Raw genomic sequence first — 13,665 nt, 5'->3', positions numbered from 1 at the left:
CATTCATCGGCGCCCGTCGACGGAACGTTCCGTCGACGGGCGCCGTACATACACAGATACCCTTGACACGTGACCGACGCCCAAGAGACCGCAGCAGACACTTCACTGCGAACCACCGGGGGCGCTCCCCCGGACGACGTCGCCCCGGCGCCGACCCCCTTGCTCGAACCTCGCGAGGGCATTCCCCCGGTGGTGGCATCCGACGACGCCCTCGCCCGGGTGATCGCCGCCTTCGCCGCCGGGTCAGGGCCGGTGGCCGTCGATGCCGAGCGAGCCTCCGGCTACCGCTACGGCCAGCGCGCCTACCTCGTGCAGCTGCGCCGTGACGGCGCGGGCAGCGCGCTGATCGACCCCGTCGGCTGCCCCGACCTGTCGGGCCTCGGCGAAGTCCTGAGCGGCAGCGAGTGGATCCTGCACGCCGCCACCCAGGACCTGCCCTGTCTGCGCGAAATAGGGATGACTCCCACCGGGCTCTTCGACACGGAGCTGGCCGGACGGCTGGCCGGCTTCCCGCGCGTCGGCCTCGGCGCCATGGTCGAGAACGTACTCGGCTACTCGCTGGAGAAGGGCCACTCCGCCGTCGACTGGTCCACCCGCCCGCTGCCCGAACCCTGGCTGCGCTACGCGGCGCTCGATGTCGAGCTGCTGATCGATCTGCGCAACGCCCTGGAGGGCGAGCTCGACCGGCAGGGCAAGCTGGAATGGGCCCGCGAGGAGTTCGACGCGATCGCCTCGGCGCCGCCCGCTCCCCCGCGCAAGGACCCCTGGCGCCGCACGTCCGGCATGCACAAGGTCCGCCGCCGCCGCCAGATGGCGGTGGTACGGGAACTGTGGACCGCTCGTGACCAGGTCGCGCAACGCCGCGACATCTCGCCCGGCAAGGTCCTGGGCGACGCCGCGATCGTCGAGGCGGCACTCGCGCTCCCGCCGAACGCGCAGGCGCTGACCGCGCTGCCCGGTTTCGGCCACCGCATGGGCCGACGCCAGCTGGAGCAGTGGCAGGCGGCCATCGACCGGGCCAAGGCGCTGCCGGACGTCGAGCTCCCCCAGCCCGGCCAGACCCTCGCCGGTCCGCCGCCGCCCCGTGCGTGGGCGGACAAGGACCCCGCGGCGGCGGCCCGGCTGTCGGCCGCCCGCGCCGCGGTGTCGGAGCTCGCCGAGCGGCTGCACATGCCGCAGGAGAACCTGATCACCCCGGACACGGTGCGCCGGCTCTGCTGGGAGCCGCCCAAGAACCCGTCGCCGGACGCGGTCGAGACCGCGCTCTTCGGGTACGGGGCGCGCCGCTGGCAGATCGAGCAGGTGGCACCGCTGCTGGTCCGTGCGCTGACGCCGGCGGCCTGAGGGTCCGCTGCCTGAGGGCTTGCCGAGGGGCGTAATCGCGCCAGGTTGTGGCGGCCTGCGGCCACGTCATGTTCCCGATCGCCGGACGGGCTGATTTCAGCCCGTCCGGCGATCGGCGTTCCGGGGCCGTGGCCGCGGACGGAGCGGCCTCCGCACCCGGCCCACCCGCATGTGACCTTCGCCGCTCCCGACGTGGGGGGTGGGCAGTCTGGTTACCCGCAAGTAGCATGATGGTGGCGGCGCGCTTCCGGGCGTGCCGCGCAGCAGTGCCATCCCGCACCCTGGAGGAGAGCCACCGTGCCTCGTACCATCCGGGACGTCGTCTTCGTCGACGGCGTCCGCACCCCGTTCGGCAAAGCGGGCCCGAAGGGCATCTACCACGAGACCCGCGCCGACGATCTCGTCGTGAAGGCCATCCGGGAGCTGCTGCGCCGCAACCCGGACCTGGACCCCGCGCGGATCGACGAAGTCGCCATCGCCGCGACCACCCAGATCGGCGACCAGGGCCTGACGCTGGGCCGTACCGCCGGAATCCTGGCCGGGCTGCCGCAGTCCGTCCCCGGTTACTCCATCGACCGCATGTGCGCGGGCGCCCTGACCGCCGTCACGTCGACGGCCGGCTCCATCGCCTTCGGTGCGTACGACGTCGTCGTCGCCGGTGGTGTCGAGCACATGGGCCGCCACCCGATGGGCGAGGGCGTGGACCCGAACCCGCGCTTCGTGTCGGAGAAGCTGGTCGACGAGTCCGCCCTGTTCATGGGCATGACCGCGGAGAACCTGCACGACCGGTACCCGCAGATCACCAAGCTCCGGGCCGACGAGTACGCGGTCCGCTCGCAGGAGAAGGCCGCCAAGGCGTACGCCAACGGCAAGATCCAGCAGGACCTGGTGCCGATCTCGGTGCGCCGCACCGCTGCAGCCGAAGGCGGCTCGGCCGGCGAGATCGGCTGGGGCCTGGTCACCGCCGACGAGCCGATGCGCCCGGGTACGACCCTGGAGTCGCTCGCCGGTCTGAAGACCCCGTTCCGTGCCCACGGCCGGGTCACCGCCGGCAACGCCGCCGGTCTCAACGACGGCGCCACCGCCTCGCTGCTCGCCGCCGAGGACGTCGCCCGCGAGCTGGGCCTCCCGGTCAAGATGCGCCTCGTCTCGTACGCCTTCGCGGGCGTCGAGCCGGAGGTCATGGGCTACGGTCCGATCCCGTCGACCGAGAAGGCCCTGGCCAAGGCCGGGCTGACGATCGATGACATCGGTCTGTTCGAGATCAACGAGGCGTTCGCCGTCCAGGTGCTCGCCTTCCTCGACCACTACGGCATCGCCGACGACGACGCGCGCGTCAACCAGTACGGCGGCGCCATCGCCTACGGCCACCCGCTGGCCTCCTCCGGTGTGCGTCTGATGACGCAGCTGGCCCGCCAGTTCGAGGAGCAGCCGGAGGTCCGCTACGGCCTCACCACCATGTGCGTCGGCTTCGGCATGGGCGCCACGGTCGTCTGGGAGAACCCGCACTTCGACAAGGCAGACGGAGGCAACAAGTGAGCTCCACCACTGAGCTTCTGAAGGGTGCGGCCGAGCTGTTCCCCGGCGAGGTAGTCACCCAGGTGCACGTACGTCACCTGGACCTTCCGGCCGGTGCGGGCCGCTTCGCCCTCATCACGCTGGACAACGGCCTGGACCACACCAAGCCGACCACCTTCGGACCGCAGTCGCTGGCGAACCTGGACGCCGCCATCGACCAGGTCGAGAAGGAGGCCGCCGAGGGTGCGATCACCGGTATCGGCATCACCGGCAAGCCGTTCATCTTCGCGGTCGGCGCCGACCTCAAGGGCGTCGAGCTGCTGAGGAACCACGACGACGCGCTGGCCATCGGCAAGGGCGGCCACGACGTCTTCCGGCGCCTGACCGGCCTCGCGGTCCCGACGTTCGCGTACTACAACGGCGCGGCGATGGGCGGCGGTGTCGAGGTCGGTCTGCACTGCTCGTACCGCACCGTCTCCAAGGCGCTGCCCGCTTTCTCGCTGCCCGAGGTCTTCCTCGGCCTGGTGCCGGGCTGGGGCGGCTGCGCACTGCTTCCCAACCTGATCGGTGCCGACCGCGCGGTCTCGGTCATCATCGAGAACTCGCTGAACCAGAACCGTCAGCTCAAGGGCAAGCAGGTCTTCGAGCTCGGGATCGCCGACGCGCTCTTCGAGGGCGCGGACTTCCTGGAGCAGTCGCTGATCTGGACCGCGAACGTGCTGAACGGCACGGTCGCGGTGGAGCGTCCCGAGGTCGACCGCGGTGACGCCTGGGACCAGGCCGTCGCGCGTGGCAAGGCCATCGCCGACTCCAAGGTGCACGGCGCCGCCCCGGCCGCGTACCGCGCGCTGGAGATCATCGCCGCCGCGAAGGACGGCGACCTGGGCGCCGGCTTCGACCGCGAGGACCAGACCCTCGCGGACCTGATCATGGGCGGCGAGCTGCGCTCCGGGATCTACTCCTTCAACCTGGTCCAGAAGCGCGCCAAGCGCCCGGCCGGCGCCCCGGACAAGAACCTGGCCCGTCCGGTCACCAAGGTCGGCGTCGTCGGTGCCGGTCTGATGGCCTCGCAGCTGGCGCTGCTGTTCCTGCGCCGCCTGGAGGTGCCGGTCGTGCTGACCGACATCGACCAGGAGCGCGTGGACAAGGGTGTGGGCTATGTCCACGCCGAGATCGAGAAGCTGCTCGGCAAGGGCCGGATCAACCAGGACAAGGCCAACCGCCTGAAGGCCCTGGTCTCCGGTGTGCTGGAAAAGGCGGAGGGCTTCTCCGACGCCGACTTCATCATCGAGGCCGTCTTCGAGGAGATCGGCGTCAAGCAGCAGGTGTTCGCGGAGGTCGAGGCGGTCGCCCCGGCGCACGCGATCCTCGCCACCAACACCTCGTCCCTCTCGGTCACCGAGATGGCGTCGAAGCTGAAGCACCCCGAGCGGGTCGTCGGCTTCCACTTCTTCAACCCGGTCGCGATCCTGCCGCTGCTGGAGATCGTCCGCGGCGAGCAGACCGACGACGCCTCGCTGGCCACGGCGTTCGGTGTGGCGCGGAAGCTGAAGAAGACCGCGGTGCTGGTGAAGGACGCCCCGGCGTTCGTCGTCAACCGCATCCTCACCCGCTTCATGGGCGAGATCCAGAACGTCATCGACGAGGGCACCCCGGTCGAGGTCGCCGAGAAGGCCATCGAGCCGCTCGGTCTGCCGATGTCCCCGCTGGTCCTCCTCGAACTGGTCGGACCGGCGATCGGCCTGCACGTCTCCGAGACCCTGAACCGCGCCTTCCCGGACCGGTTCACCGTCTCCGAGAACCTCGCGGCGGTCGTCAAGGCCGGCAAGCGCGGCTTCTACGTCTACGACTCCGGCAGGCCGGAGCTGGACCCGGAGGTCGCCGCCCTTCTCAAGCAGGGCGATGTCGTCCTGTCCGAGGAGCAGGTCCGTGACCGCGTCCTGGACGCGGTGGCGCAGGAGATCGGTCTGATGCTGGACGAGGGCGTCGTCGCCGAGGCCCAGGACATCGACCTGTGCCTGATCACCGGCGCGGGCTGGCCCTTCCACCTGGGCGGCATCACGCCGTACCTGGACCGTGAGGGCATCTCCGAGCGGGTGAACGGCAAGAAGTTCCTCGCGCAGGGCGTGGCGAGCGTTCCGGCGTAACACCACCTGGTCGGTACCGACGGCGGGCCGTACGGAGAACTCTCCGTACGGCCCGTCCGGCGTACGCCCGCGAGGTGCCGTGTCAATGTGCGCACGTACGCCTGCAAGGTGCCGTGTCACATGTGCACATGTACACCGCGCACATGTGCCGCGTCACATGTGCGCGTCAGAGCGGCAGGACGACCACCGCATCGCCCACGGCGCGTTCCCGTACCGGTGCTCCCGCCGCACTCCTGGGCCGGTTGCGGAGCCGTCCGTTCACCACCATTGTGGTGGAGCCTCCGCCGTCGAGGTTCATGGCGTCCCGTGCTCCCAGCGAGCGCATCAGTTCGGCGGACTCTGCCAGGGTCGCCCCGATGCTCACCCCGGGATCACGGCCGTCGACGGTCACCAGGAGGAGTGTGCCGTCGGCCGTGATCCCGGCCAGGGTGCGGGGGTGGCGCTGGGTCAGGGCGGTGGCCGGCACCCCGTTGGCCTCGATGTCGATGTCGACGGCTCCGTCGCGCAGCAGGCGGGGCCCTGCCTGGACGACGGTCGGCCCCTCCCCCGGGATCCGGTGCCCCGCCCCGTCGTACACCCGGGAGGTGATCCGCAGCCGGGTGCCGGTACGGGCGTGGCGGCGCAGCCATGCGGCCCCTTCGCCGATGCCGGTCAGGACGGTGCCGTTCGCGGGTATCGGGCCGCCGCCGGGTGAACGCAGCAGGGCGACGCGGCCGTCGGGCCCGAGCACGGCCTCGGTCGAGGCGGGGCCGGTGCGTGCGGTGCCGGTTCCCCATTGCCGCGTGAACAGGACCAGTTCGTCGGGGTCCTCGCACAGTTTGTTGTGGGCGGGAGCGAGCCGCATGCCCCGGGTGCCTCGCAGGACGTCCCCGCCGACACCGCCGCATCCGACGATGCGGCCCGGCATCCGGTTGATCCCGTCGATGCTCCGGCGGGTGCCGTCGGAGGCCACCACACCGCTCACCGACCGGAGTTCGGTGACATGCCCGACTCCACCGCCCTCGCCGAGCACCAGCGCGGTACGGCCGTTGGCCGCTTCGCTGAGCAGCGCGCCGTTCTCCATGTACAGCCCGAGCGGGTCCCCGTCGTACCCGCTGAACACCGCGCTGGTGGCGATGTCGAAGAAGGAGCCGTTGATGGCGGCCACCGCCCGGACACGGTCCGCCATGGCGCGCACGGTCTCCGCCGTGTCGAGCCGGGCTCCGTGGGCCGCGCCCACGCGCACCCGTGCGGACGGCGAGACGGACAGCGCCTGGAGGCGCACGGGGCCCGCGGCCGACAGCCGGCCGGTGTGCTGGTGATATGTCACACCCTCGGGCAGTCGGCCGACGGGTTCCGGCGAGCGGGGCGGGGCGGATGCCGGTGCCGTCGTCCGGCCGCCGCCGGTGCCGTCCACCGGGTCGCATCCGGCCAGGGCCCAGGCCCCGGTCACGGCTCCCGCGGCTCCCACGGCTCCCACGGTGAGGAACCGCCGGCGTCTCATCTCGTAAGGGCTCCGGGCAGCAGCCCGGGAGTGCTGGCGACATCACCCGCGTACACGGTCACCTCGGACCAGTTGCGGTGGCCCGCCTGGTTCTCATAGCAGACGGAGAACCGGTCGTACCCGGCCGCTCCCGGAACTCCTGTGTAGGTGATGCTTCCGTCCGGCACCGCGCTGACCGTGCCGTACTGGGCGAGCCCCACTCCCACGACCCGCAGGCCGGCCCCGGCGGCATCGGGGTCCGGGCCGAGGACCGCGTAGCCGCCGGGCGGAATGGCCAGGCTGCGGCCCGGCACCCAGGCCCGTCTCACCCGGTAGCCCGCGTCGGTGATCTGCGCGGACGACACCAGCTTCTCGCCGGCGTACGACATCACGCCGACGCACACCTTGGGCAGCAGGACCGCGCCTTCCGGTGCGTCGTCGGCGACCTTGAGCACCGCGGTCACGGAGCGTTGTTCGTCTCCGCGGGCGTAGGTCGCGTAACGACCGTTGGGCAGGTGCCCCAGGCCCTGGAGATCGGTCATCGTGGCGTGCTCGGCGGCGATGTCGTCGAATATGTAGCCGTACGCACGGTAGGGCCCGCCGGTGGGCACCACGCTCAGATGCAGCGCGATCTCCTGGCCGGGCAGGGCCGCCAGCGCCGGGTCCGCGTCGGCGTGCAGTTCCAGGACCGCCGACACGGCGGTGCGTTCGGGGTGCACGACCTGAATGCGCGCCAACAGATACCAGTCGCTCATTCGACCACCTCCAGGGTCCGGATTCTCGTCAGTTCGTCGAACATGCGGTCATCGAGCCATTCGACTCCGTCCTCGGGGAACCGGGCGCGTTCGAGATCGGCGAAGCGGCCGGGCTCCAGCATCGAGCGCTCCCGCATCTCGGCGGCGACGAAGCGCGCGCACTCGATCGCTCCGGCCGCTCTGAGGTGGGTGTTGTCGGCGGCCCCGTCGGGATAGTTGGGATGCTCCCCGGGGTCGAGGTGGAGGAAGATCTCACGCGTTCCCCGGGGCCCCGCCCGGCGCCACCACCGCACGCTCCACTCGTTGAGGTCGATCAGCGGTACGCACTTCTCGGCCGCGATCTCCTTCATCGCCAGCGGATAGACACCGAGCAGCCGGCGGAGATTGCCCTGGGCGTCGAAGACCCGGCGCTCATGACTGGTGACCAGGACCGGATGGGCGCCCCGGTCGCGAACGCCGTCCACGCAGCTTCGGAGGAAGCCCTGGTACTCCTTGAAGGGTTCCGTGTAGCGGCCCTCGTCCGGCTTCATGTCGATGAGCCCGAAGGAGAACAGCACCAGATCGCCCGGCCGGGCCTCGCGCAGAATCCAGGCGAGCCTGCCCCGGTCCACGAAGCTCCGCGAACTCGCCCCGGCGCGGGCGCAGTTGATGATGTCGGCGCCATGGATGAAGAGCGGCAGGGCCTGGCCCCAGCCCGCCATCGGCGCGAAGCTCCGCTGACGGCTGGTCACGCTGGAGTCCCCGGCCAGGAACACCCTGCGCATCGCGCACCCCGTCACGCCCACTCCTTGCGGGAGTTCGGGTCGCGGTTGTCCTGGCCCGGACCGCTCATGGTCTGCCGGACCGCTGGTACGTCGGACGTCCGGCTGCTGCCCACGGACGCGTCCAGTGCGTCGATGGCACGGAACGCGCGCTCCGAGTTGCCGGTGTCACGGCGGCCGAAGAACGCGTCGACCCGGGCCCGGTACTGCGGCTCCACCGCGAAGTTCCGCTGCACGGTGTCGATGATCTCCCGCACCGTCGAATCGACGTCACGGCAGACCGGCCCGAACCCGTCCCGCTCGAACTCGTAGTAGCCGCGCTTGTAGTGGTTGCCGTAGAAGTCCTCCTCGTCGAACGGCGTGTACACGATGGGCGTGCCCATGTACGCGACGTCGAAGAAGACGGACGAGTAGTCGGTGACCAGCAGGGAGCACTCACGCATCGCCAGCTGCACATCGCGCCCGTCGCCGGTCACGGTGACCGAGGGGTGGTCGATGCGGAAGTGGTGCAGATACGGGCGGATCTCGTAATGCGGCATGAACTCCAGGTCCACTCCGCACTGTTCGAGCACGGTCAGCAGTCGCTCGTCGCGCAGGAGGGTGGAGAAGAAGCGGAAGTACTCCGACGCCGCGAACGGGATCTTCGCCTTGGCCGCCTTGTCGTAGGAGGGCGCCACGATGTCCCGCCGCCAGGTGGGCATCAGCAGGATCCTGGGCCGATCGGAGCGCACCGGCTTCAGCGCGTCGAACCGGGGGAAGCCGGCCGCGGCCACCCGCGCGTAGCCGTAGCCGCAGTGCTCGGCGAAGTAGGACCGCTCGGCCTCGCCCACCGTCAGCAGCAGGTCCACGCTGGTCACCTGGTGATGCACGGAGGGTGCCACGTCGTTGTAGGTGACACCGTGCTGGAGGAAGACCCGCCGGTAGTTCAGCAGATCTCCGTAGCCGCGCAGGAAGGAGCTCTTGCTCAGCTCGGGGAAGCCGAGGTAGGCCTCCAGGTCGTACGGGTCGATGAGCCGCTTGGCGTGCAGCAGGTACATCCGGTACCTGCGCGACGTCCGGTCGAGGACGTGCCCGTACGGGGCCACCTTGGCGCGGTCCTTGGCGTCGCCGTCGATGGCGTAGTAGACCTTGCGGCGCGGGTGGTTCTCCCGGATCCAGCGGAACAGGTGGTAGGCGTTGTCCTGCGCCGTGTCGGCCCGTTCGCCGATGATCCAGATGTTCTTGCGGTGCAGTCGCGGATAGCTCAGCAGGTACGCGAGCCGGGTGCGCCATCCCGGGCGGCCGGGCAGCGCGGCCCGTGCCTGGCGCAGCAGATGCCACAGCAGGCCGCGCAGCTTCTGGCCGGCGCCGGTGAAGTACCGCAGGACCACGGAGTCGTCGCCGCGGACGGTGAGCCACAGCCGGTCCTTGCCGATGCGGCGCATGCCCTTGAAGCGGTGCAGCATCAGGCGCGCGCCGACCGGGGCGTCCACATGGCGGTCGCCGTCGTGGAAGCGCAGGGTCACCGTGAGATCGCGGCCGGAGAGCGGGGCCAGGACCTCGGGGTCCGCCGACGCCCGCCAGCCGCCGTACCAGTCGCGTTCCTTGCGGACGCGCCAGCGGTCGCGCCGGTACACCTGCTCGGCCGGGATGGCAACGGTCCGCTTCCCGTCGGTGCAGATCAGCTCGACCCGGTTGGTGAACAGCTGCCCGATGTCGACGCCGGTCAGGGTGAGCACGCCTTCGAACTGGAGCTCCCCGTCCCGGTGGCGGACGCTTTCGAGCACGGCCCGCTGCCGCTCCACGCGCAGCAGCCGGGACTCGACCGGGTCGTTCGCCAGCTGCCGGTACATGCCCTGCTCGTCCAGGCGGACCCGTGGTTCGTACTCGGGGCCGGCGAACGGGTCGCAGAAGAGCCCGAAGTCACGGGTGCGGACGGCGTGGTGCTGCACCCGGGAGACCGGGTGGGTGACGTACTGGAGCAGCAGCTCTTCGGGGATCCTGGAGTAGACGTCGCAGAGCTCGCCGAACACCTCGGCGATCTCCCGCCGGTTCATGATGCGGTGGTAGTTGCGCAGATAGGGCTGGTACGAACGCACCACGAACCGGTGGATCAGCCGGGCCGACGGCGCCTCGATCCGGTCGCCGAAGTCGAGCAGGTACCGGTTGAGCCGGAGCCGTTGCCGGACCTTGACCGGGTCGTTCCAGTCGACGTCGAAGAGCGAGTCGTTCTGCGCGGGGTCGCGGTCGAAGTACACGTAGCGGTCGACCAGGCTGAAGCTCCGGGCGGCCAGCAGCGCCATCACGCTCACCCAGGTCTCGGCGAACGGGCCGCCGTCCGCCGGGCGCAGCCGCTGGGCGTCGAGGAAGGAGACGCGGAAGAGCTTGTTGCCGAGGTCGGTCGAGAAGACCATGTGGGGTGCCTTCCTGACCATGTCGGTCAGGCCCTTCGCACCCTTGCCGAAGTACCGCTTCCACGGCTCGTCGCCATTGCGCCGCGGCCCCGGGAACGTGTCGTAGTTGCCGACGGCCACGTCGACGTCGTGCTGGACGGCGGACTCGGTGAGCTGGCGCAGGCAGTCGGCCCCGAGGATGTCCCGTCCGCGGGCGAACAGCACATAGGGCGCCACGACCCGGGCGAGACCCTGCTGATGCGCGGCTCCGATGCCCTGGGCGGGGATCCGCAGCACGCTCGTGTTGCGGTAGAAGGAGGCGAAGTTGTCCAGCAGCTGGGCCGTGCGGTCGGTGGAGCCGTCGTCGACGAACACGACCTGTGTCTCGGGGAACAGGCTCTGTGCCGCCAGGGAGTGCAGGAACTCGTAGAGGTGGTGCTCGTCGTTGCGGCAGTGCACGACGACGGCCGCGCTGTAGGTGCCGGTGTCCGGCAGCGGTGCGGGATCCTCGCTCCCCGCCCACCAGTGCCAGGGAGTGCCCCGGCGGGTGTCCAGCTCGGTGCGCTCGCTCGTCTCGGGCCGCAGGGCGACATTGCCGCTGACCGTCTGGTACATCTCGTACGGCCCGAGGGGGCCGTCGTAGCGCTCGCGGCCGATGTCGACGCCGTGGACCGCCAGTGTCGTCGTCGCCCGCTCGCCCGCGTGCCGTACCTGGACGAAGAGGTTCCAGACCCCGTCGCCGGTGGCCGCGCCGATGCTGGAGGCGAGGTCGAGGACCGACTGGTAGTGGACCCGGTGGTCGTCCGTCTCGATCGCGTTCACCGGGAAGACGTGGTCGCTCTTGGTGCTGCGCAGGCGCAGCACGGCCTTGAGCTCCACCTTGCCGCCCGAGGAGAACCGTCCGAGCTGGTTGAGTACGTGTCCCGAGATGTGGAGTTCGCTGCCCCTGATCTCCACCTCGGTGGCCTGGTTGAACAGGCGGGCCTCGCCGAGCGGCTTGTCCAGGAGGTCGAGGTCGGTGACATCGAGGAAACGTTTCGCCTCGGGAAGACGCAGCAGCGACTCGGACCAGTAGACACGTCCGTCGTGCTCGACGAGGTCGGAGCTGAGTACGCTGCGACGCTGCGCGTAGTCGGAGACGGACAGCGCGAGATCCACCCGCTCGTGGATGAGGCAGAAGGCCCGCACACGCTCCATGACGCCGCACAGCTCGTAGACGGAGAGGTCCAGCGACCGCAGATACGGCGCGACGGCGGCGGCGAAGCCCTGGCGGTACCGCTCGTCGCCGGAGCGCAGCTCGCGGGCGTACAGATGCAGGTCGTGGGAGAGGAACTTCACCGCCTTGTGGGCGAGCAGCTCGTGCTCCCCGACCTGCCGCAGGAAGGAATCGGTGTACTGGTGGACGGCGACCCGGTCCTGGATGCTGCGCAGCTCGCCGCGGCGGTTGGTGATGGAGGGCGCCGCGGATTCCCGCTCCCACATCCAGCGGTACACGGGGGCGGTGAGGAAGGTGATCGAGCGGGCCCGGTAGTTGGCGAGCGTCGAGAAGTAGGTGTCCTCGTAGTACACGCCCTCGGGGAAGCGGACGCCGTTGTTGTGCAGGAAGTCCAGCCGGTACAGCTTGCCGGCCGCGATCGGGTCGTCGAAGAGCTGAGGCAGTGCGCGCAGCCCCGCCACGGTACGCTCCGCGGTGTACAGCTGGGGCTGCCAGACGGTGGTCTCCTCGGTGTTGAGGTTGACCCGCACCGTCCGGCCCGCGGTGACGTCCGAGCCGGTGTTCACCGCCGAGGCGAGCAGTTCCTCACAGGCCTTGAGCGGCAGTTCGTCGTCCGCGTCGAGGAACATGACGTACTGCCCGGCGGCGGCCATGATGCCGTTGTTGCGCGGGGCGCCGACCCCGCCGCTGTTCTGCGGGCGCTCCGTGATCCGTACGCGGCTGTCGCGGGCGGCGAACTCCCTGGCCACGCCGAGGGTCCCGTCGCCGGACGCGTCGTCGACGACAATGACCTCGATGTTCCGGTGCGTCTGGGCGAGCGCCGATCGCAGGGCCCGGCCGAGGGTCGCGCTCGCGTTGAAGGCGGGAACGACGATCGAGACCAGATAGGCCGACGGGTCGACAGGGGCACTCATCGTACGGAACCTTCGTTCTCCACCCAGTAGGGCAGCGCCCTCAGCTGCTGCGTCTCTGTGTCCTGGGCGTGCTGCGGATAGGGCTGCGGGTAGGGCCGGAAGCCCAGATCGTCGTCCTGTTCGGGGACGGGGAAGTGCTGGACCAGAACGGCATCGCGGTCCTCGTCGAGTTCGGCCGCGCGTCGGTGACGACCGCGGTGGAGGTTCTCGGCGATGGTGCCGGCCGTGGACGGTGCGGGGGCGAGCTTCTCCATGAGCCGGGTGAAGTCCCGGGTGGAGAGCCAGAACTTGTACATGATCACGAGCTCGAAGAGGCCCAGCGCCAGGGCGGATATCGCGGTGGTCCACAGGATCTGCCCGATCAGCGGCGCCACGATGAAGATGAACATCTGGAACTCGATGCCGCTGATGAGGTGCGGCCTGATCCGGCTGCGCAGCAGGGCCTGGCGGAATCGGGTGTACCAGGGGAAGCGGTGCCGGAACTGGGCGTGCAGGTCGACGACATCGCCGCTCTGCTGCTTGAGCACCTCGGCCTCGACGCCGGGGTTCTCCCTCAGCAGGTCCTCGATGAAGACCACCTTGGGCCCCTGCTCGGGCTCGACGGCGTCCCGTGCTTCCGGCTTCGCCCGCTGCTCCTCGGCCGCCTTGCGTTCCAGGGTGACCTTTTCGATCTTCATGCGCATGGACATGCGCATCTTGTAGATCTGGAGGGCGTCGACGTACCGGAGCATGTCCAGGAAGACGACGGCCAGGGCGGCGAGCAGGTAGAGCTCGTTGTGTGTGCGCAGGTACTGGCCGCCCATGAGGGCGAGTGCACACAAGAGCACCCTGATGCGGTCGAAGACGTAGTCGAGCCAGCCGCCGAAGACGGTGCCGTTGCCCTTGAGCCGGGCGAGCTTGCCGTCGATGCAGTCGAGAATGAAGCTCAGGTGGTAGAGGCCTGCTCCGACAGCGAGGGACCAGGCGTCACCCTTGAGGAAGAAGTAGGCGGAGCCGAGGCCGACGAAGAGCGCGCTCCAGGTGACCCGGTTCGGGGTGATGAACTTGAACTTGGCCATCCCGATCAGCATCCGGGTGGCCACGGGGTCGACCAGCAGGACCGTCCACCAGGCATCACGCTTCTTGCACGTCAGCTTCTGCACGGCTCGCAGTGACAGCTTCCCCATGACCCCTCGC

General features: G+C 70.0%; 8 protein-coding genes. 3 read left to right on the top strand and 5 right to left on the bottom strand.

Annotated elements, in window-relative coordinates; translation table 11 throughout:
• Positions 1–69: 69 nt before the first annotated feature.
• From OG611_RS32295 to OG611_RS32285, 3 genes are all read left to right on the top strand, one after another.
• Entirely contained in the window at positions 70–1,344 is a 1,275-nt protein-coding gene (locus tag OG611_RS32295) for a ribonuclease D (protein WP_266428295.1), read from the top strand.
• A 297-nt stretch (positions 1,345–1,641) separates the two neighbouring features.
• On the top strand, positions 1,642–2,883 hold the full coding sequence (locus OG611_RS32290) for an acetyl-CoA C-acyltransferase (protein ID WP_266428293.1): 1,242 nt from the start codon (positions 1,642–1,644) through the stop codon (positions 2,881–2,883).
• Complete coding sequence (locus OG611_RS32285; protein WP_266428290.1) at positions 2,880–5,009, top strand: 3-hydroxyacyl-CoA dehydrogenase NAD-binding domain-containing protein; 2,130 nt, start codon at positions 2,880–2,882, stop codon at positions 5,007–5,009. Before OG611_RS32290 ends, OG611_RS32285 begins: the two co-directional genes overlap by 4 nt.
• A 166-nt stretch (positions 5,010–5,175) precedes the next feature.
• Here the strand turns inward: OG611_RS32285 and OG611_RS32280 are convergent, their stop codons facing one another.
• From OG611_RS32280 to OG611_RS32260, 5 genes are read right to left on the bottom strand one after another with little or no spacing between them, the layout of a single operon-like run.
• Positions 5,176–6,459: a phosphodiester glycosidase family protein gene (locus OG611_RS32280; protein ID WP_266428287.1), complete on the bottom strand. Its 1,284-nt coding sequence runs from the start codon at positions 6,457–6,459 to the stop codon at positions 5,176–5,178.
• 29 nt (positions 6,460–6,488) lie between these two features.
• Positions 6,489–7,226, bottom strand: coding sequence for an Ig-like domain-containing protein (locus tag OG611_RS32275; protein ID WP_266428284.1), 738 nt, complete (start codon positions 7,224–7,226; stop codon positions 6,489–6,491).
• Entirely contained in the window at positions 7,223–8,005 is a 783-nt protein-coding gene (locus OG611_RS32270; RefSeq protein ID WP_266428282.1) for a rhamnogalacturonan acetylesterase, read from the bottom strand. Before OG611_RS32270 ends, OG611_RS32275 begins: the two co-directional genes overlap by 4 nt.
• On the bottom strand, positions 8,002–12,489 hold the full coding sequence (locus OG611_RS32265; RefSeq protein WP_266428281.1) for a glycosyltransferase: 4,488 nt from the start codon (positions 12,487–12,489) through the stop codon (positions 8,002–8,004). Before OG611_RS32265 ends, OG611_RS32270 begins: the two co-directional genes overlap by 4 nt.
• Positions 12,486–13,655 (bottom strand): CDP-alcohol phosphatidyltransferase family protein, encoded by a 1,170-nt coding sequence (locus OG611_RS32260; protein WP_266428279.1) that lies wholly within the window; start codon positions 13,653–13,655, stop codon positions 12,486–12,488. The genes OG611_RS32265 and OG611_RS32260 overlap by 4 nt, the downstream gene beginning before the upstream one ends.
• Positions 13,656–13,665: the final 10 nt, after the last annotated feature.

It is taken from the genome of Streptomyces sp. NBC_01363, from assembly GCF_026340595.1.
Lineage (GTDB): Bacteria > Actinomycetota > Actinomycetes > Streptomycetales > Streptomycetaceae > Streptomyces.
This window is presented reverse-complemented; position numbering and strand designations above follow the sequence as displayed.